Origin of the sequence: Arthrobacter koreensis, assembly GCF_035792275.1 — a bacterium.
Classification (GTDB): Bacteria; Actinomycetota; Actinomycetes; order Actinomycetales; family Micrococcaceae; genus Arthrobacter_B; species Arthrobacter_B koreensis_A.
This window is the reverse complement of record NZ_JAMWKK010000005.1, coordinates 18,398-38,653: the sequence shown is the minus strand read 5'-3', so window position 1 is coordinate 38,653 and position 20,256 is coordinate 18,398. Positions and strand designations below refer to the sequence as shown.

Sequence of the window (20,256 nt, the reverse complement as noted above, 5' to 3'; positions counted from 1 at the left end):
CATGAGTGTTGCGATCCGCGTCATTCCCTGCCTGGACGTCGACGCCGGCCGCGTCGTCAAGGGCATCAACTTCGAAGGCTTGCGCGACGCCGGTGACCCGGTGGAACTGGCACACCGCTACGACCGCGCCGGAGCAGATGAGCTGACGTTCCTGGACGTCACCGCGTCTTCCGGCGCACGGGAAACCGTGTTCGACGTCGTCTCCCGCACCGCCGAGGAAGTCTTCATTCCGCTGACCGTAGGCGGCGGCGTCCGCACCGTTGAGGACGTGGACCGCCTGCTGCGCTACGGCGCGGACAAGGCCTCCATCAACTCAGCCGCCGTCGCCCGGCCGGACGTGATCGATGAGATCACCAGGCACTTCGGCTCGCAGGTGCTGGTCCTGTCCGTCGACGCACGCCGCACGCACGACGGTTCAACGCCGTCGGGCTTCGAGATCACCACCCACGGCGGGCGCAAGGGCACGGGGATCGACGCCGTCGCCTGGGCCAAGGAGGCAGCCGACCGCGGTGTGGGAGAGATCCTGCTGAACTCGATCGACGCCGACGGCACCCGCGACGGATTCGACCTGGAAATGATCCGTGCCGTGCGCGCTGCCGTGAACGTGCCGCTGATCGCATCCGGCGGCGCCGGAGTGCCCGAGCACTTCCCGCCGGCCATCGAAGCCGGAGCGGATGCCGTCCTGGCCGCATCGATCTTCCACTTCGGACCGGACAATGCCATCGCGGACGTCAAGAAGGCCATCGCCGACGCAGGCTATCCCGTCCGGTAACCCGGCGTAGCGGTAGAAGGCGTCCCGTCCATGCGGCGGGGCGCCTTTGCCGTGTCAGGCCCCGGCGAAGAGGCTCAGCACATACACGGTCACGGGGATAAACCACAGAGCGGCAACTGCATTGAATGCGGTCAGCGCGCTCCGCAACCGGCCCCGCAAAGCGAAGACCGCAAATCCGAGCCAGGCCACGCCCCACATAATGAGCATGCCGGGCCACAGGAGGAGCCACCCGCCGCCGGCTTCAGAGCCGTTGAATTCGGAAATGTCCTGGTTCAATCCGGCCAGGGCGTAGACAGGATAGATCAGCAGCAAAAACACGAGATTGGCCGCCACCAGCAGAACGGTCTGCAGGACGCGGGGCCGCTGGCCTGGATCCTGTACGGCTTCGCCGGCAGGAGGACGGGGCGGAGAAGCCGAAATCGCTAGAGGCCGATCTCGGCGCTCTCAAGCAGCGCGACGGCGTCGGGCTGGCCTTCGAACATCACCAGGGCCTGCTGGGTGCGGCCGTGGGCATGCAGCAGCAGCTCGCCCGGTTCGCCAACGATTGCCACTGAGACGGGGGCGCGCTTGGCTACGTGCCGCGGTCCGTCCGGGCGCACCAGGACAATACCGACGTCGACGCCGCGGTAGAGGAGGGCGGCGCGCTTGAGCAGCTCGGACCAGAGAGCCTCGGAGTACTCGGCATCAAGGGCCCGGGGAGCCCAGCGGTCGCCTGCCCGGCGGATGTCTTCCGTATGAACGAAATACTCCACAAGGTTGGCACTGTTATCCACCGATTTAAGCTGCATGGGGGAGAGCAGCGGCGGTCCGGAACGGAAGGATTTGACCAGCTTTGCGTAGCCTTCGGATGTGGAGGCCTTCACGGCCAGGCTGTCCATGGCTTTGGCGGTCTTGGCGGCAAACGGCTTGACGAAAAAGCCGAGGGCAGAGGCCGGCCGGTGTTCGCGCAGGTAAAGGTGCGCAGCAAGATGCCTGGTCTCCCACCCCTCGCAGAGCGTGGGCGCGTGGGGACCGGCCGCGAGCAGTGTTTCGGCCAGGACTTCACGTGAGGGTTCTACGAATTGCATCACTGCTGAAACTAGCATGGAACACCCTGCATTGCCCGCCGAACGCGGCCATTCCGTCCCGGCGCGGCCAAACGCACTAGAATCGTAGCGATGGCAACAGACACCACCCCCCAGACCCCCAGCCCGGACTCCGCCCTGGACCCTGCCGTGGCAGCAAAGCTCAAGCGCGACGGCGCCGGGCTGGTTGCAGCGGTAATCCAGCAGCATGACACCGGCGACGTCCTGATGCTCGGCTGGATGGACGACGAAGCACTGCACCGCACGCTGACCACGGGCCGGGTGACTTTCTGGTCCCGCTCCCGGCAGGAGTACTGGCGCAAGGGGGACACCTCCGGCCATGTGCAGTACGTGAAGTCCGTGTCATTGGACTGCGACGGCGATGCCCTGCTCGTCCAGGTGGACCAGGTGGGGGCTGCCTGCCATACCGGCACCAGGACCTGCTTCGAAGGCCGCGGCCTTCCGGTCTCCGCTTAAACCTCCCTTCCAAACCGAAAGCCCAATACATGCAGGATCTAGGTGTTATCTCTCCCTCCCTGGAGGAATTCCGGGCGCTGGCTGCTGACCGGCGCGTGGTCCCGGTCCGCCTGAAGGTGCTTGCCGATGCGCACACGCCCATCGGCATTTACCGGAAGCTCACCGGCGGTGAACCGGGTACCTTCCTTATGGAGTCCGCTGCCTCCGGCGGTGTCTGGTCCCGCTACTCCTTCATCGGTGCCCGTTCCCGCGCCACGCTGACCACCCGCGACGGGTCTGCCTTCTGGCTGGGCGAACCGCCGGCCGGTGTGCCGGTGGACGGCAACCCGGTGGAAGCGATGGCGGCAACGCTGCAGCTGCTTGCCACGGACCGCTTCGAGGGCCTGCCGCCGTTCACCTCAGGCCTGGTTGGTTTTGTGGGCTGGGAATCCGTGCGGCACTGGGAGAAGCTCGCCTCGCCGCCGGTGGATGACCTGGACCTGCCGGAAATCGCCATGAACCTGGTGTCGGATATGGCGATTCATGACAACTCCGACGGCACCGTGCTGCTCGTGGCCAACGCCATCAACTTCGACGGCTCGGATGAACGAGTCGACGATGCCTGGCAGGACGCCGTGTCCCGCCTGCACAGCATGCTCGACCGCCTGGCGGCGCAGTCGCCCCAGGCCGTCACAGTGCTCGATGGCGGCACGGTGGACGTCACTGCGCTTACTGCCGGCGTCAAGGAATCCTGGCCCAAGCCCGACTACCTGCGGGCTGTTGAACGCGGCAAGGATGCCATCGTGGACGGTGAGGTCTTCCAGGTGGTGATCTCCCGCCGGTTCGAGATGGACTGCCGGGCAGAGGCCCTGGATGTCTACCGGGTGCTGCGCAACACCAATCCCAGCCCGTACATGTACCTCTTCAATTTCGAGGACTCACGGGGCAACCCGTTCGCCGTCGTTGGCTCCTCGCCCGAAGCGCTGGTCACCGTGACCGGAAGTGAAGTCATCACGCACCCGATCGCCGGATCCCGTCCGCGCGGCAAGACGCAGGAACTGGACCGTGCCCTGGCGGAGGAGCTCCTGGCTGATGAAAAGGAACGCGCCGAGCACCTGATGCTCGTGGACCTGGCCCGCAACGACCTCTCGAAGGTCTGCCGCCCGGGCAGCGTGGACGTCACGCAGTTCATGGAGGTGGAACGTTTCAGCCACATCATGCACCTGGTCTCCACCGTGGTGGGTGAGCTCTCTCCGCAGAACTCCGCCTACGACGTCCTGTCCGCCACGTTCCCCGCCGGTACGCTCTCGGGGGCGCCGAAGCCGCGTGCCCTGCGCCTGCTGGACGAGCTCGAGCCGCACCGGCGCGGCATCTACGGCGGCGTGGTCGGTTATCTGGACTTCGCCGGAGACATGGACATGGCCATTGCCATCCGGTCGGCGCTGCTGCGCGACGGCAAAGCCTACGTCCAGGCCGGCGGCGGAATCGTCGCCGACTCGGACCTCGAGGCCGAGGCACAGGAAACAGTCAACAAGGCCGCAGCACCGCTGCGCGCCGCGCTGATCGCCGGGGGACTGGAGCCGGTGACCGCCGAGGTCGCCAGGCACATCTTCAACAGACAGGACAATTCAAAGTGAGCACCAAGCCAGCCGCCGCTGCCCCGCGCTGGCGGCGCAAGTCAACTGTGGTTCTGGGTACGGTCCTGCTGGGTGCTGCTGCGTTCGGCACCACCACCCAGACCTGGCTCGACGTCGTCCTTCCGCAGGCCGCGGTGGAGACGGGCGACATCGCGGTTGCCGGCAACGAGGCAGCCACGGCCGTCACCGCCTTCGCCGTCGTAGCCCTTGCGGCTGCGCTGGCCGCCTCGATCGCCGGGAAGGTGGCCCGCTGGATCATTGCAGCCGTGCTGCTCGTGGCCGGCGTCGGAATCGCCACCGCGAGCGTATCCGTGATCGCTGATCCGGCCCAGGGCGCAGCCGGCGCAGTGGGCAAGGCGATCGGCGTCAGCGGCAGTGCGGGAGCGGACATCACGCTCACCTCGATGCCGTACCTGGCTGCCGCGGCAGGCGTGCTGATCGCCCTTGCCGCAGTGTGGCTGGCTGTTGCATCCCGAAGCTGGGCGGTATCCCGCCGCTACGCAGCGCAGCCCGCTACCGGCGCTGCAGCCAAGGAGGCGTCCACGCAGCCGCCGATCGACGAGATCGACAGCTGGGACCGCCTGACCAAGGGCGAAGACCCCACCAACTTCCGCTAAGCGGAGCCTGGGCCGCGCAGCACGCGGCGCAACAAGTACGAGAGTTTCTGCCAGCTAATGGCAGAATGGATGCCAGACCCGTTTACGAGGAGATTTACCATGAGCACAAACGCCCTTGACCAGCAGGACACCAAGCCCGAGAACGAGGCCGAGACACACGCCAGCATCCATGACGAGACCATCGGCCACGGCAACACCCCCGCCGCCTGGACCTGCGTGCTGATCATGATGGCCGGTGCCCTGGTCTCCAGCATTGGCTTCGTCATCGCCAGCTGGCTCTGGTTCAACATCGGCCTCGGCGTGATCGTCCTCGGCCTGATCGTGGGCTTCATCATGCGCAAGGCCGGATACGGCGTCGGCGGTTCGAAGCTGTCCAGCAACGGTCACTAAGTGAGCGTTCTCGACGACATCATCGCCGGGGTCCGCGAGGACATGGCGCAGCGGCAGCAGGACATGCCGCTGGAAAAGGTGCAGGAGCGCGCCGCACAGGCCGCTCCTGCCCTCGATGCCTACGCCGCGCTCGGCGGCAACGACAGCCCCCGGGCCACGCTCCGCGTGATCTCAGAGGTTAAGCGCTCCAGCCCCTCCAAGGGCGCGCTGGCCGCGATCGCAGACCCCGCGGACCTGGCGCGCCGCTATGAGCAGGGCGGCGCGTCCGTCATCAGCGTCCTCACGGAGGCACGCCGGTTCAACGGCTCGCTGGCAGACCTCGACGCCGTACGCGCTGCCGTTCGCATTCCGGTGCTCCGCAAGGATTTCACCGTCGATCCCTACCAGATCTGGGAAGCCCGGGCACACGGCGCTGACCTGGTGCTACTCATCGTGGCAGCCCTGGACGACGAGGAACTGCGTTCATTCCTGGACCTGACCCACGAGCTGGGCATGAACGCCCTGGTTGAAGCGCACACCGCCGAAGAGATCCAGCGGGCCGGCGCTGCCGGAGCACGGATCATCGGCGTGAACGTCCGCAACCTTAAGACCCTCGACGTGGACCGCTCAGTCTTCGCCGCGCTTTCCGAGTCCATTCCCGCCGGTGCGGTCGTGGTGGCGGAATCCGGCGTTCGCGACGCAGCCGACGTTGAGCACTATGCAGCCCACGGTGCCAATGCGGTGCTCGTGGGTGAAGCGCTCGTGAAGCACAATGACCCCGCAGCCACCATTGCGGAATTCATGGAGACCGGAGCCGGGGCCATCGCCAGCCGGCTGCAGGCCAGCGGACGCTGAGGACTTACTTTCGACAAACCTTCCGTAAACCGCCCCCGGCGGCCAGCGGACAAAGAGCAGGACAGGACAGCTCCATGACCGGGATCCCGGAGAACAGCACCCCCGCCACCGCGGCAGGTACGCCAGAGCAGACGGTGGACGGGAAGGTGACGGACTCCTTCCTGGCAGGCGGCCCGTCCCTGCGCCACGCCGCTGGCCCCTACTTTGGCGAATACGGCGGACGGTGGATGCCCGAATCCCTCATCGCGGCGCTGGACGAACTCACTGACACTTTCCACAAAGCCAAGGCCGATCCCGAGTTCACCGCGCAGATCGCCGAACTGAACAAGAACTACTCCGGGCGCCCCTCCCTGCTCACCGAAGCCAAGCGCTTCGCTGAGCACGCCGGGGGAGTGCGGATCTTCCTCAAGCGCGAAGACCTGAACCACACCGGCTCCCACAAGATCAACAACGTGCTCGGGCAGGCCCTCCTCGCCAAGCGCATGGGCAAGACCCGCATCATCGCCGAAACCGGTGCCGGCCAGCACGGTGTTGCCAGCGCCACCGCCGCGGCCCTGCTGGGCCTTGAATGCGTTGTGTACATGGGTGCGGAGGACTGCCGCCGGCAGGCCCTGAACGTGGCCCGCATGGAGCTGCTCGGCGCCACCGTGATCCCGGTGACCAACGGTTCCCAGACCCTCAAGGACGCCATCAACGAAGCCCTGCGCGACTGGGTGGCGAACGTCTCGACCACCCACTACCTGCTGGGCACGGCGGCCGGGGCGCATCCCTTCCCCGCCATGGTGCGCTACTTCCACGAAGTCATCGGTGACGAGGCACGCGAGCAGATCCTGGAACAGACCGGAAAGCTTCCCGACGCCGTCTGCGCCTGTGTGGGCGGCGGCTCCAACGCGATCGGCATCTTCCACGGCTTCCTGGACGACCCGTCGGTGGCGATCTACGGTTTCGAGGCCGGGGGCGACGGCGTGGACACCCCGCGCCACGCAGCCACCATTACCCTGGGGCGCCCCGGCGTGCTGCACGGTGCCCGTACCTACCTGATGCAGGACCAGGACGGACAGACCATCGAATCCCACTCGATCTCCGCCGGCCTGGACTACCCCGGTGTCGGCCCCGAACACGCCTACCTCGCGGACATCGGCCGGGTCTCCTACGAACCGGTCACCGATTCCGAGGCAATGGACGCCTTCAAGCTGCTCTGCCGCACCGAAGGCATCATCCCCGCCATCGAGTCCTCCCACGCCCTGGCGGGCGCCATCAAGGTGGGCAAGCGGCTTGCCGCCGAGGGCGATGCAGCCGGGAAGATCGTTCTGGTCAACCTCTCGGGCCGCGGAGACAAGGACGTAGCCACCGCCGCTGAATGGTTCAACCTGCTGGATGAGAAGTCAGCTGAAGCCGAGATCGGCAAAGAAGGAGAACAGCTGTGAGCGTCTCGACCGCCAGTAAGTCCGCCGCCGCAATCGACCGGGCACGGGCCGACGGCCGCGCGGCCCTGGTCGGCTACCTCCCGGCCGGCTTCCCGTCCGTTCAGGAGACCATCGCCGCCGGAATCGAGCTGGCCCGCGGCGGAGCCGACCTGATTGAAATCGGCATCCCCTACTCGGATCCTGTGATGGACGGCTCCGTCATCCAGGCAGCCACGAGCCAGGCCCTCGAGGCCGGCTTCCGCGTCGCCGACGTGTTCGACGTCGTAGCCGGCATCACTGCCGAGACCGACGCCGCCGTGCTGGTCATGACCTACTGGAACCCCGTGATGCGCATGGGCGTGGACGAGTTTTCGCGCCGCCTCGCCGAGGCCGGCGGCGCCGGGCTCATCACCCCGGACCTGATCCCGGATGAAGCCGGTGAATGGATGGAAACATCGGACAAGTACGGGCTTGACCGGGTCTTCCTGGTTGCCCCGTCTTCGACCACCGCCCGGATGAGGGCAACGGTGGAAGCCAGCCGCGGTTTTGTCTACGCCGTGTCCATCATGGGCGTGACGGGTACCCGCAACCAGGTCTCCGACGCCGCCGAAGGCGTAGTCAGTGCCGCCCGTGCCGCCGGAGCCGAACGCGTCTGCGTAGGCCTGGGTGTCTCGACTTCGGACCATGTACGGGAAATCGGTGCCTACGCTGACGGCGTCATTGTGGGCACTGCGCTGGTCGCTGCCCTCCGCGACGGCGGACCGGCCGCGGTCGGTGCACTGACGCGCGAACTTAGTACCGGAACACGAAAGAGCTGACCATGCCGATGTCCCTGCCGGTCCCGGCCGCAATCCCCAGCCCGCCTGCCGAGTTCAGCAGCTTCTCGCTGGGGCCGCTGACCATCCACGCGTACGCGCTGTGCATCCTGGCCGGGATCATCCTGGCGCTGTGGATGACCTCGGTCCGCTGGAAGAGGCGCGGACTGCCGCCGGACTCCGTCTGGGACATCGCCATCTGGGCCATCCCGTTCGGCATCATCGGCGGCCGGCTCTACCACGTCATTTCATCGCCGGACGCTTACTTCGGACCCAACGGCGACCTTGCCCTGATCCCGCAGATCTGGCGGGGCGGGCTGGGCATCTGGGGTGCGATCGCCCTGGGCGCGGTGGGCGCCTGGATCGGCTGCCGCAGGGCAGGCATCAAGCTCTCAACCTTCGCCGACGTCGCTGCCCCCGGTGTGCTGCTGGCCCAGGCGGTGGGCCGCTGGGGAAACTGGTTCAACCAGGAACTCTTCGGCGGGCCCACGGATCTGCCCTGGGGCCTCGAAATCGATCCGAACAACACGAACTTCCCCGACGGCGCGGCTCCAGGCACGCTGTTCCATCCCACGTTCCTCTATGAATCACTGTGGAACCTGGCCGGTGTGGCGCTGCTGATTCTCCTGGACCGGCGCTTCCGGCTGCGCGGGGGACGCCTGTTCTGGCTCTATGCCGCGTTCTACACGGCAGGACGCGTCTGGATCGAAATGCTCCGCATCGACGATGCGGAGATGATCACCATCCTGGGCATCACGCAGCGGCTGAACGTGTGGACCTCGATCCTGATCCTGGTGGTCTCCCTTGGCATGTTCATCTACCTGAGCGTGCGGGCCCGGAAACAGCCCGAGGCCTCCCTGATGCTTCCCGGACACACTCTGCCGGAGGGCGAAACTGCCGGCCGCAGTAACAAATCCCCGCTTGATAACAAGAACGAAACAGATTCCGCGAATGTGAATTCTGGATCACAATCGCATGACACGCGTGCTACTGTCGCAGAGACAAAAAACGAGGCGGCCAAGCCTCAGCGGTCCGAAGACTCGGGCCCAGCCACGTAGGACCGTGCAGCGCGGGTTACCACCCGCCGCCGGTCCGGATGCCACACCGCGGTGGCGGCTAGCGGTAACCGTGCCGGGGACAACCCCGGCAGGACACCGGACGGTTCCTTCGATTGTGAGCCGGCCCCATCCCAGCATGCAGGGCTTTCACAACTAAGCGACCGTAAAATCATCGAACACACCGGACGGTAGATGCCGGCGGTGTGGGGCCAACGTCGTCCCCTCCCAACGCTCAACAGGGGGAAGGACTTACCCTATGACTGACGCAATGTCCCCGCAGGCCGCCCAGGTGGTGTCTCCGTTCCAGCGGTTCGCGGCCTACCCGGAAGATTCAGGCCTCTACCGCGCTGAAAACGAGAAGGACGCCTGCGGCCTGGCTGTTATCGCCACCCTCCGCGGCGAACCCGGACACGACATCGTCGACGCGGCGCTGACCGCCCTGCGCAACCTCGAGCACCGCGGCGCCGTGGGCGCAGACGAAGGCACCGGCGACGGAGCCGGCATCCTCACCCAGGTTCCCGACGAATTCTTCCGCGCCGTAGCTGGCTTCGAGCTTCCCGCACCCGGCGGCTACGCCGTCGGCACTGCCTTCCTTCCCACCGAAGACCGCGAGCAGGAAACCGCCCGCGCCGGTGTCGAAGCAATCGCGGAGTCCGAGGGGCTCAAGGTCCTCGGATGGCGCGAAGTACCCGTGGTTGCCGGCCTGGTGGGCGCCATGTCCCGGGCCTGCATGCCCTACTTCGTCCAGGTCTTCCTCGCTCCGGAAGACGACGGCTGCACGGACCTTGATGCCCGCGCCTTCCGCGTCCGGAAGCGCTCCCAGAACAAGTTCGGCGTGTACTTCCCGTCGCTGTCCTCCAAGACCATGGTCTACAAGGGCATGGTCACCACGGCACAGCTTGAGCCGTTCTTCCCGGACCTCTCCGACCCGCGGTTCAAGACAAAACTCGGCATTGTTCACTCGCGCTTCTCCACCAACACCTTCCCGTCCTGGCCCCTGGCCCAGCCGTTCCGCACGATCGCGCACAACGGCGAGATCAACACGGTCAAGGGCAACCGCAACTGGATGCGCGCCCGCCAGTCCCAGCTCAAGAGCCCGCTGCTGGGGGAGACCCCGGAAGAACTCTTCCCAATCTGCACGCCTGGTGCTTCCGACTCGGCATCCTTCGATGAAGTAGCCGAGCTGCTGATGCTCTCCGGCCGTCCCATCACGCACGCGGTGATGATGATGATTCCGGAAGCCTGGGAAAACCATGCCACCATGGATCCGGCCCGCCGCGCGTTCTACCAGTACCACTCCATGCTCATGGAGCCCTGGGACGGACCGGCAGCGGTCTCCTTCACCGACGGCGACCAGGTGGGTGCCGTCCTGGACCGCAACGGCCTGCGCCCCGCCCGCTACTGGATCACCGAAGACGGCCTGGTGGTCCTCGCCTCCGAGGTGGGCGTCGTGGACATCGATCCGGCGAAGGTAGTCCGCAAGGGCCGTGTCTCCCCGGGCAAGATGTTTCTGGTGGACACCGCCGAGGGCCGCCTGGTGGAGGACTCGGAGATCAAGGCCGAGATCGCAGCCGCGAACCCCTGGGCCGAATGGGTCCGGGAAAACCAGGTGACCCTCGAAGAGCTGCCCGAGCGTGAGCACGTGCTCCACACCAAGGCCTCCATCAACCGGCGCCAGCGCACGTTCGGGTACACCCAGGAAGAACTGCGCATCCTGCTGGGGCCGATGGCCCGCAACGGTGCCGAGCCACTGGGAGCCATGGGTTCGGATACCCCCATTGCCGTGCTCTCGAAGCGGCCCCGGCTGCTCTTCGACTACTTTGTGCAGTCCTTCGCCCAGGTCACCAACCCGCCGCTGGATGCGATCCGCGAAGAGCTGGTCACCTCCCTGCAGAGCTCGATCGGCCCCAACGGCAACCTGCTGGCCCTGGGCCAGGTGAAGACCCACCAGATCGCCCTGAAGTTCCCGGTGATCAACAACGACGAACTCGCCAAGATCGCCAACCTCAAGAACGAGGAAGGCGACAAGGTCGCCCTGAAGGTCCGCGGACTGTACCGGCCCGACGGCGGCGAAGCGGAACTGCGGGCACGCATCAGCGAGATCTGCGAAAAGGTCTCCGGCGCCGTGAACCGCGGCGTGCAGTACATCGTGCTCTCCGACCGCGACTCCAACGCGCAGTGGGCACCCATCCCGTCGCTGCTGCTGCTCTCCGCCGTGCACCACCACCTGCTCAAGAGCGCCAACCGCACCAAGATCTCGCTGCTCGTGGAAGCCGGCGACGTCCGCGAAGTCCACCACGTTGCCGTGCTGATCGGCTACGGCGCATCCGCCGTGAACCCGTACCTGGCCATGGAAAGCTGCGAGGAACTGGTCCGCAACGGCGACATCACCGGTGTCACCCGTGAACAGGCCGTGGCCAACCTGATCAAGGGCCTGGGCAAGGGCGTCCTGAAGATCATGTCCAAGATGGGCATCTCCACCGTGGCGTCCTACTGCGGCGCACAGACCTTCGAAGCCATCGGCCTGGGCCAGGAACTGGTGGACGAGTTCTTCCACGGCACCCAGACCCAGCTCGGCGGCGTCGGGCTGGACGTGATCGCCGCCGAAGCGGCGGCCCGCCACACCTCCGCCTACCCGGCGGACGAAATCGAGGAACCGCACCGCAGCCTGGAAAACGGCGGCGAGTACCAGTGGCGCCGCGAAGGCCCGCCGCACCTCTTCAACCCGGAGACCGTGTTCCGGCTCCAGCACTCCACCCGCGAACGCCGCTACGACGTGTTCAAGGCCTACACCCGCGGCGTGGATGACCAGGCCAAGAACCTCATGACGCTGCGCGGCCTGCTGGACTTCAAGACCGGAGAACGCCCGCCGGTTCCGCTGGAGGAAGTCGAACCGGTCTCCTCGATCGTCAAGCGCTTCTCCACCGGTGCCATGAGCTACGGCTCCATCTCCAAGGAAGCGCACGAAACGCTGGCGATCGCCATGAACCGGCTGGGCGCAAAGTCCAACACCGGTGAGGGCGGCGAGGACGTGGACCGGCTGCTGGACCCCGAGCGGCGCTCGGCCATCAAGCAGGTTGCCTCCGGCCGCTTTGGCGTCACCAGCCTGTACCTGACCAACGCCGATGACCTGCAGATCAAGATGGCGCAGGGAGCCAAGCCCGGCGAAGGCGGCCAGCTGATGGCCCAGAAGGTCTACCCCTGGGTAGCCAGCACCCGGCACTCCACCCCCGGCGTCGGCCTGATTTCGCCGCCGCCGCACCACGACATCTACTCCATCGAGGACCTCGCCCAGCTGATCTACGACCTGAAGCGGGCCAACCCGTCCGCCCGGGTCCACGTGAAGCTGGTTTCCGAGGCCGGCATCGGCACCGTGGCGGCGGGCGTGACCAAGGCAAAGGCCGACGTCGTACTGGTCTCCGGGCACGACGGCGGCACCGGCGCGTCCCCGCTGAACTCGCTGAAGCATGCCGGGGCGCCCTGGGAACTCGGCCTGGCCGAAACCCAGCAGACCCTGATGCTCAACGGCCTGCGCGACCGCGTGGTAGTGCAGGTGGACGGTCAGCTCAAGACCGGCCGCGACGTCGTTATCGCCGCACTCCTGGGCGGTGAGGAGTTCGGATTCGCCACCGCGCCGCTGGTGGTCTCCGGCTGCATCATGATGCGGGTCTGCCACCTGGACACCTGCCCGGTCGGCGTCGCCACCCAGAACCCCGAACTGCGTTCACGCTTCACCGGCAAGCCCGAGTTCGTGGTGAACTTCTTCGAGTTCCTGGCCGAGGAGGTGCGCGAACTGCTCGCTGAACTGGGCTTCCGCAGCCTGGAAGAAGCCATTGGGCACAGCGAAATGCTGGACACACGCGCCGCCGTCGACCACTGGAAGGCCGACGGACTGGACCTCGAGCCGATCCTGCGCGGCCACGAAGTGGACCCGGGTGCGCCGCTGCGCAGCCTGGTGCCGCAGAACCACGAACTGGATGCGCACTTCGACAACAAGCTGATCGAGATGAGCGCCGACGCGCTCTCCAGCCGCCAGCCGGTGCGGATCGCACTGGACGTGGTGAACACGGACCGCTCCGTGGGTACCATGCTGGGCCACACGGTCACCCGGACGTTCGGAACGGACGTCCTGGCCACGGACACGATCGACATCACCCTCACCGGCCAGGCCGGGCAGTCCCTGGGCGCGTTCCTGCCTGCCGGGATCACGCTGCGGCTCTACGGCGACTCCAACGACTACGTGGGCAAGGGACTCTCCGGCGGACGGATCATCGTCCGTCCGGACCGCAGCAATGTGTTCCCGGCCGAACGCAACGTGATCGCCGGCAACGTGATCGGCTACGGGGCCACCAGCGGGGAGATGTTCCTGCGCGGCCAGGTGGGCGAGCGGTTCATGGTCCGCAACTCCGGGGCCACCGCTGTTGTTGAAGGCATCGGCGACCATGGCTGCGAGTACATGACCGGCGGGCAGACCCTGATCCTCGGGTCCACTGGCCGCAACTTTGGTGCCGGCATGTCCGGCGGCACCGCGTTTGTGGTGGACCTGGTCCCGGCACGGGTGAACAAGGACGCACTGGACAACGGCGAGCTCCTGCTGCTGCAGCCCGACGCCGAGGACGCGGACATCATCCGCGGACTGCTGGTCAAACACGCGGAAGAAACCGGATCCCCCCTGGCGGCCAGCCTGCTGGAGGACTTCGAGACCACGGTTTCCCGCATCACCAAGGTACTGCCGCGCGACTACGCAGCTGTGCTCGACGCCCGCGCCTCCGCGGTCGAAGCGGGGCTGGACCCCGACGGCGCCGAAGCATGGACCAAGATTCTGGAGGTAACCGGTGGCTGACCCACGCGGATTTTTGAAAGTACGGGAGCGCGAAACGCAGCCCCGCCGGCCCGTTTCCGTGCGCATCATGGACTACAAGGAAGTCTATGAGCGGCAGGAAAAGGGCGTGCTCAGGGAACAGGCCGGCCGCTGCATGGACTGCGGCATTCCGTTCTGCCACCAGGGCTGCCCGCTGGGGAACCTCATCCCGGAGTGGAACGACCTCACCTGGCGGGACAAGGGACAGGAAGCGATCGAGCGGCTGCACGCCACGAACAACTTTCCCGAGTTCACCGGGCGGCTCTGCCCGGCACCGTGCGAGGCGTCCTGCGTGCTGGGCATCAACCAGCCGCCGGTAACCATCAAGCAGGTCGAGGTTTCCATCATCGACCAGGCGTTCGACGAGAACTGGGTGCACCCGCACGCCCCGGAACGGCTCACGGACAAGACCATCGCCGTCGTCGGCTCCGGCCCCGCCGGGCTCGCTGCCGCACAGCAGCTCACCCGGGCCGGCCACACCGTGGCCGTGTACGAGCGTGATGACAAGATCGGCGGCCTGCTGCGCTACGGCATCCCCGACTTCAAGATGGAAAAGATGCAGGTGGACCGGCGCCTGGAGCAGATGCGCGCCGAAGGCACCCGCTTCCGCACCGGCGTCGAGGTTGGCAAGGACATCTCCTGGGAGCAGCTGCGCCGCCGCTACGACGCCGTCATCATCGCCACCGGTGCCACCGTGCCGCGCGACCTTCCCATCCCGGGCCGTGAACTCTCCGGCGTGCACTTCGCCATGGACTACCTGGTGCAGTCCAACCGCGCAGTCGCAGGCGAGAAGGTCAAAAACCAGATCAGCGCTGAAGGCAAGCACGTGGTAATCCTCGGCGGCGGCGACACGGGAGCCGACTGCATCGGCACCGCTCACCGACAGCAGGCAGCTTCGGTCACCACGCTCGCGATCGGCCAGCAGCCGCCGACGGAGCGCGCAGCGCACCAGCCGTGGCCGATGTACCCGACGCTCTTCGAGGTGGCAAGTGCCCACGAGGAAGGCGGAGAGCGGACCTACCTCGCCTCCACCGTTGAGTTCGTGGGGGAGGGCGGCCGCCTCACCGGCGTGAAGGTCGCCGAGACCGAGTTCGTGGACGGCAAGCGCCTTCCCAAGGCAGGCACGGAACGGATCATTCCGGCCGATCTGGTGTTCCTGTCCCTGGGCTTCACCGGACCCGAGCCGGCCGGACTGGCCGAGCAGGTGCACACCGAGTTCGACGAGCGCTCCAACGTCAAGCGGGACGGCTACTACATGACCGCCACGCCCGGCGTGTTCGCGGCCGGAGATGCAGGACGCGGGCAGTCGCTGATTGTCTGGGCCATCGCCGAGGGCCGGGCCTGCGCCGCCGCCGTCGATAAGTGGCTGGAAGGCTCCACGCGCCTGCCGGCGCCGGTAGCTCCCAGCGACCGGGCCATCACACCCTTGTAAGAAACCAAGCGCAAAGGCGCCGGACACTTTCGTCCGGCGCCTTTGCTGCAAGCGGTCCGGGACCGTCCCGGACTGCATAAAGCCACACAGGAGACTAGGCTAGGAAATATGAGACGCGCAAAGATCGTTGCCACTTTTGGTCCTGCCATAGCCAGTTACGAGAACACCGTAGCCGTGCTTCGTGCCGGGGTAGATGTAGCCCGCATGAACATGAGCCACGGTGACCACTCGGTCCACAACAATACGTACGAGAACGTGCGCCGGGCTTCCGAGGAACTCGGCAAGCCCGTCGGTATTTTCGCCGATCTCCAGGGCCCCAAGATCCGGCTCGGCCGGTTCGCTGACGGACCGCACCACCTCAACCGCGGTGACGAATTCACGATCACCATCGAAGACGTTCCCGGTACGGCGACCCTTTGCTCCACCACGTACAAGGGACTGCCCGGAGACGTGAACGTAGGGGACACCCTGCTGATCGACGACGGCAAGGTGGGCCTGCGCGCCACCGCCGTTGACGATACCAAGGTTGTCACCGAGGTAACGGTGCCCGGTCCGGTTTCCAACAACAAGGGCATTAACCTGCCCGGCGTTGCAGTAAATGTTCCGGCCATGAGCGACAAGGATGAGGAAGACCTCCGCTGGGCGATTCGCCGCGGAGTGGACATGGTTGCCCTCTCCTTCGTCCGGAACGCCGTTGACGTTGCCCGTGTCCACGAAATCATGGACGAAGAAGGCCGCCGGGTCCCGGTCATCGCCAAGATCGAGAAGCCGCAGGCCGTCGCCGCGATCGAAGAGATCATCGACGCTTTCGATGCCATCATGGTTGCCCGCGGAGACCTGGGCGTTGAACTCCCGCTTGAGGACGTTCCCCTGGTCCAGAAGAACGCCATTGAGCTGGCCCGCCGCTGGGCGAAGCCGGTTATCGTGGCCACCCAGGTCCTTGAGTCGATGATCGACAGCCCCCGGCCCACCCGCGCAGAAGCTTCCGACTGTGCCAATGCCGTGCTCGACGGCGCGGACGCCGTCATGCTCTCCGGCGAAACCTCGGTGGGCAAGTACCCGATCGACACCGTCAAGACCATGGCCCGGATCATCGAATCCACCGAAGAGCACGGACTGAACCGGGTTCCTCCGCTGGGCAGCAAGCCGCGCACCCGCGGCGGAGCCATCACCCGTGCCGCCGTCGAAATCGCCGACCAGCTGGACGCGGCCTGCATCTGCACCTTCACGCAGTCCGGCGACTCCGCCCGCCGGCTCTCCCGGCTGCGTCCCAAGAAGCCGGTATTCGCGTTCACGCCGGTTGAATCCACGCTGAACTACATGTCCCTGTTCTGGGGCATCCAGCCGATGCTGGTGCCATTCGTGGAGCACACGGACAAGATGACCGAACAGGTTGACCAGACTCTGCTCGAGAAGGGCATCGTGGAGGAGGACGCCATGGTGGTCATCGCCGCCGGTTCGCCTCCCGGACAGGCCGGATCCACCAACCTGATCAAGGTGCACCGCGTAGGCGACGCCGCGGACACCGGCCAGCAGGGTGACGGCCGCCGCCGCGAGAAGGAAAAGGTCGGCCCCTGGCCGGTCAAGGAAGCCAACAAGGGCAAGGCGAAGCCCATCTAGGACTCGCCGGGCACGCAAAAGCCCCGCCGGGATTCTTCCCGGCGGGGCTTTTACGTCCTGCCGCCCGACGGACGGCAGGGAAGCTAATTGACCTGGTTGATGATGGTTTCGGCGACCTCGCGCATGCTCAGGCGGCGGTCCATCGACGTCTTCTGGATCCACCGGAATGCCTCCGGCTCAGTGAGGCCCATTTTGGTGGTCAGCAGCGACTTGGCGCGCTCCACGAGCTTCCGGGTGGCGAACTGTTCCTTGAGGTCGGTGACCTCGTGTTCGAGCGCCTTGATTTCCTCATGCCGGGAGAGTGCGATCTCGATGGCCGGAATCAGGTCGGCGGGGGTGAAAGGCTTGACCACGTAGGCCATGGCACCGGCCTCGCGGGCACGCTCCACCAGTTCCTTCTGGCTGAACGCGGTCAGCAGGACCACCGGGGCGATGCGGGCCTTCACGATCGACTCAGCCGCGCTGATGCCGTCCATGACGGGCATCTTCACGTCCATCAGCACCAGGTCCGGCTTCAGCTCGTTGGCCATCTGCACGGCCTTCTCGCCGTTGTCTGCTTCGCCCACGACTTCGTAGCCCTCACCGGTGAGGATCTCGACGATGTCCAGGCGGATCAGCGTCTCGTCCTCCGCTACGAGGACGCGCCGCGCGGGAGTGTTGGACGGGACGGACTCGGATGACTCAGACACAGATGCTCCTTGGAAAGACGACAGCACTACCGGTGGCTGCCGGTAGTTCACGAAAACAGCCTATCTGCATGTAGAGTGGTTTCGCGCCCAACACGGGGAATCAATCCGCTTGATCAACGTCACAGGGCCTGCCCGAATGGCGGAATTGGCAGACGCGCTGCACTCAAAATGCAGTATCGAAAGGTGTGTGGGTTCGAGTCCCACTTCGGGCACCAGCAGCACTCCACGCAATAACCACGGCTACCAGCGCCACGGCCGCGTAGCCCAGGCCGGAGTAACCTGCGGCGGTGAGCACCGGTCCTGCCAGCGCTCCGCCGAGGGCTCCCGCAGCATTCATTCCAAGGTCGGAAATCCCCTGGACCGCAGGCCGCTCTTCGACGGCCACAGTCTCAGAGAGCAGGGCCGACGCCGACACCACGGACGCAGACCAGCCCAGCCCCAGCAGGATCAGGCTGAGCGTGACCCCGGCCGTGGACTCCGAAACGGTTCCCGCGAGCACCAGCGCACCCAGCAGCAGGAGCTGCCCCAGCAGGATCACCTTGATCCGCCCTGCGCGGTCCGAGAGCCAGCCAAACACCGGGGAAAGCCCATACATCCCGGCAATGTGCAGGCTGATCGTGAAGCCAACCACGCTGATGGCAGCACCGTGGCTGCTCAGGTGCACCGGCGTCATGGACATCAGGGCCACCATCACCGCATGGCTCAGCGCGATCACGGCAACGGCGTACCGCGCACCGGGATGGCTGCGCAGGATTGACAGGCCGGAACGGCGCGGTACCGGCACAGCGCCCCCGGCTTTGTCCGCGGTCTGCCTGGAAGCCTTCAAAGCCAGGAGCGGGTCCGGCCGCAGCCCGGCAAGGTAGACGGCCGCCGCGGCCAGCTGGGCGGCGATGGAAATCACGAAGGCACCGGTGAGCGGCGGAAGGCCGAGGGCTGAGCCCAGGACTTCACCCGGGCCGAAGAGGTTGGGACCCATCACCGCACCGATCGTGGTGGACCACAGGACAACGGACAGGTCCCTGCCGCGCGAGCCGGGCTGCGAGAGGTCCGCAGCCGCGAACCGGGCCTGAAGGCTGACCGCACTGCCGGCACCGAGCAATGCCAGTCCGGCCAGCAGGAGCGGAAAGACTCCGAGGATTGCCGAGGAAACCGCCGTGACCGCCCCTGCTGCGGAAATCAGGGCCCCGGTGGAGAGGGAAGCCCGGCGTCCACGCGCCTGCGCCAGGCGGGCCAGCGGTACTGCGGCGGCCGCGGCACCGAGGGTGCTCATTGTCGCGGCCATTCCGGACCACGCCGGCGAGCCGGAAAGTTCGGCGGCCAGCAGTGCCCCCAGTGAGAGTGTGGCGCCCATCCCGATTCCGCCGAGGATCTGTCCGGCCACGAGGACCGCAAGCACCCGGCGCTGGGAAGGAAGCACGGACGCCTGGGAACCGGTAGCTGTGGTTCTGGGCTGTTCGTGCATTGCTCCCCGTCCGTGAGTGACTGTGTCTCCCGGAAGGATATCCCGGACGGTGGCCAAAAGGACTGCCTGACGTGCTGGTCTTCACATCCCGGACGGCCATTTCCGGGGTGCCGGCGGGCGTAGGGTGAAATTGTGGAGGCGCCTCGATCAGGGCCTCCGCTGAGCCAAAGGAAAAGGAGATGCCCCATGAAGGCATGGCAGTTCACCGGCACTAATAAGCCCCTCGAACTCAATGAAGTCCCCGAACCCCACGCAGGCCCCGGACAGGTGGTCGTGGAAGTGAAGGCAGCAGGCGTCTGCCACTCGGACGTCACCGCCCTGGATGATCCGGGCTGGATGCCGCTGTTCTTCGAACTCCCGCGGACCATGGGCCATGAGAACGCCGGTGTGATCACCGAAGTGGGTCCCGGCATGGAGCACTGGAAGGTAGGCGACCGTGTTGGCCTGGCCCCCGTCATGAGCGACGGCGATGCCCTGGGCTACGGCAAGTGGGACGGCGGTTTCGCACCCAAGCTGGTTGCCACCGATGACAACCTGGTGAAGCTCCCGGATGAGGTTCCGTTCGACCTTGCCGCAATGGCCACTGACGCCGGACTGACGGCGTACCACGCGATCATGGCAGTCGGCGGCGCGAAGGCCGGCATGAAGGTCGGAGTGATTGGCCTTGGCGGCCTGGGCTACATCGGCGCCCGCGTAGCGGTGCTTTCCGGTGCGGAAGTCTACGGCGCCGAGATCAACGCCGAGACGCGCAAGCTCGCCGATGAGATCGGCCTGGCCGGCGTTGCCGAGTCCATCACCGAATTCAAGGACAAGGGACTCGACCTGATCGTGGACTACGCCGGTTTCGGCACCACCACGTCCCAGGCCATTGAAACCCTCGCCGAGTTCGGCACCCTGGTGCAGGTAGGCATGGGACGGCTCGAAGCGACCATCAACACCTACCCGATCATCATCAACCAGCTGAGCATCAAGGGTTCGAAGTCCGGTACCAAGGAAGACCTGGAAGCTCTTTATGAGCTGATGAAGTCCGGCAAGCTGAACCCGCCGATGAACATCATCACCCACGCCGAAATCCCGGAGGCGATCGACAAGCTGCGGGCCGGCGGCGTGATCGGCCGCTTCATCGCCCAGTACTAAAGCCGC

Annotated in this window: 16 protein-coding genes, 1 tRNA gene and 1 pseudogene; 14 read left to right on the top strand and 4 right to left on the bottom strand. The window is 66.2% G+C overall.

Annotated features, from left to right (window positions below; genetic code table 11):
- The first annotated feature begins 1 nt into the window (after position 1).
- Entirely contained in the window at positions 2-772 is a 771-nt protein-coding gene (gene hisF, locus NGB94_RS06470; RefSeq protein ID WP_325789802.1) for an imidazole glycerol phosphate synthase subunit HisF, read from the top strand.
- A 54-nt stretch (positions 773-826) separates the two neighbouring features.
- Here hisF and NGB94_RS06465 read toward each other — a convergent pair whose 3' ends face one another.
- A complete protein-coding gene (locus NGB94_RS06465; protein ID WP_325789801.1) occupies positions 827-1,105 on the bottom strand; it encodes a hypothetical protein in 279 nt (92 codons plus the stop codon).
- Positions 1,106-1,194: 89 nt separating this feature from the next.
- Positions 1,195-1,839, bottom strand: a complete 645-nt coding sequence (locus NGB94_RS06460; protein WP_325790019.1) for a TIGR03085 family metal-binding protein — start codon at positions 1,837-1,839, stop codon at positions 1,195-1,197.
- Between the two features lie 90 nt (positions 1,840-1,929).
- Between NGB94_RS06460 and hisI the strand changes: the two genes are divergently transcribed.
- The 11 genes from hisI to pyk all read left to right on the top strand — a co-directional run bounded on the left by hisI (position 1,930) and on the right by pyk (position 16,962).
- Positions 1,930-2,313: a phosphoribosyl-AMP cyclohydrolase gene (hisI, locus tag NGB94_RS06455; RefSeq protein ID WP_325789800.1), complete on the top strand. Its 384-nt coding sequence runs from the start codon at positions 1,930-1,932 to the stop codon at positions 2,311-2,313.
- 29 nt (positions 2,314-2,342) lie between these two features.
- Positions 2,343-3,929: an anthranilate synthase component I gene (locus NGB94_RS06450; protein ID WP_325789799.1), complete on the top strand. Its 1,587-nt coding sequence runs from the start codon at positions 2,343-2,345 to the stop codon at positions 3,927-3,929.
- The gene (locus NGB94_RS06445) at positions 3,926-4,546 is read left to right on the top strand and encodes a Trp biosynthesis-associated membrane protein (protein ID WP_325789798.1); all 621 of its coding nucleotides are present in this window, start codon (positions 3,926-3,928) and stop codon (positions 4,544-4,546) included. The genes NGB94_RS06450 and NGB94_RS06445 overlap by 4 nt, the downstream gene beginning before the upstream one ends.
- 99 nt (positions 4,547-4,645) lie before the next feature.
- Positions 4,646-4,936 (top strand): HGxxPAAW family protein, encoded by a 291-nt coding sequence (locus tag NGB94_RS06440; RefSeq protein ID WP_325789797.1) that lies wholly within the window; start codon positions 4,646-4,648, stop codon positions 4,934-4,936.
- A complete protein-coding gene (gene trpC, locus NGB94_RS06435) occupies positions 4,937-5,770 on the top strand; it encodes an indole-3-glycerol phosphate synthase TrpC (protein WP_325789796.1) in 834 nt (277 codons plus the stop codon).
- Between the two features lie 74 nt (positions 5,771-5,844).
- Entirely contained in the window at positions 5,845-7,197 is a 1,353-nt protein-coding gene (trpB, locus tag NGB94_RS06430) for a tryptophan synthase subunit beta (protein ID WP_325789795.1), read from the top strand.
- Positions 7,194-7,994 (top strand): tryptophan synthase subunit alpha, encoded by an 801-nt coding sequence (gene trpA, locus NGB94_RS06425; protein WP_325789794.1) that lies wholly within the window; start codon positions 7,194-7,196, stop codon positions 7,992-7,994. Before trpB ends, trpA begins: the two co-directional genes overlap by 4 nt.
- Positions 7,995-7,996: 2 nt before the next feature.
- Positions 7,997-9,049 (top strand): prolipoprotein diacylglyceryl transferase, encoded by a 1,053-nt coding sequence (gene lgt / locus NGB94_RS06420; RefSeq protein WP_325789793.1) that lies wholly within the window; start codon positions 7,997-7,999, stop codon positions 9,047-9,049.
- 256 nt (positions 9,050-9,305) lie between these two features.
- Positions 9,306-13,892: a glutamate synthase large subunit gene (gene gltB / locus NGB94_RS06415; RefSeq protein ID WP_325789792.1), complete on the top strand. Its 4,587-nt coding sequence runs from the start codon at positions 9,306-9,308 to the stop codon at positions 13,890-13,892.
- Positions 13,885-15,342 (top strand): glutamate synthase subunit beta, encoded by a 1,458-nt coding sequence (locus NGB94_RS06410; protein WP_325789791.1) that lies wholly within the window; start codon positions 13,885-13,887, stop codon positions 15,340-15,342. The genes gltB and NGB94_RS06410 overlap by 8 nt, the downstream gene beginning before the upstream one ends.
- A gap of 108 nt (positions 15,343-15,450) precedes the next feature.
- Positions 15,451-16,962, top strand: a complete 1,512-nt coding sequence (gene pyk, locus NGB94_RS06405) for a pyruvate kinase (protein ID WP_325789790.1) — start codon at positions 15,451-15,453, stop codon at positions 16,960-16,962.
- A gap of 83 nt (positions 16,963-17,045) precedes the next feature.
- Here the strand turns inward: pyk and NGB94_RS06400 are convergent, their stop codons facing one another.
- Positions 17,046-17,651, bottom strand: coding sequence for an ANTAR domain-containing response regulator (locus NGB94_RS06400; protein WP_325789789.1), 606 nt, complete (start codon positions 17,649-17,651; stop codon positions 17,046-17,048).
- Positions 17,652-17,781: 130 nt separating this feature from the next.
- Here NGB94_RS06400 and NGB94_RS06395 point away from each other — a divergent pair.
- Positions 17,782-17,866, top strand: a tRNA-Leu gene (locus tag NGB94_RS06395).
- Positions 17,867-17,937: 71 nt separating this feature from the next.
- Here NGB94_RS06395 and NGB94_RS06390 read toward each other — a convergent pair.
- Positions 17,938-19,002, bottom strand: a pseudogene (locus NGB94_RS06390) (MFS transporter); the annotation flags it as partial.
- A 297-nt stretch (positions 19,003-19,299) separates the two neighbouring features.
- Between NGB94_RS06390 and NGB94_RS06385 the strand changes: the two are divergent.
- Entirely contained in the window at positions 19,300-20,250 is a 951-nt protein-coding gene (locus NGB94_RS06385; protein WP_325789788.1) for a zinc-binding dehydrogenase, read from the top strand.
- The last annotated feature ends 6 nt before the right edge of the window (positions 20,251-20,256 follow it).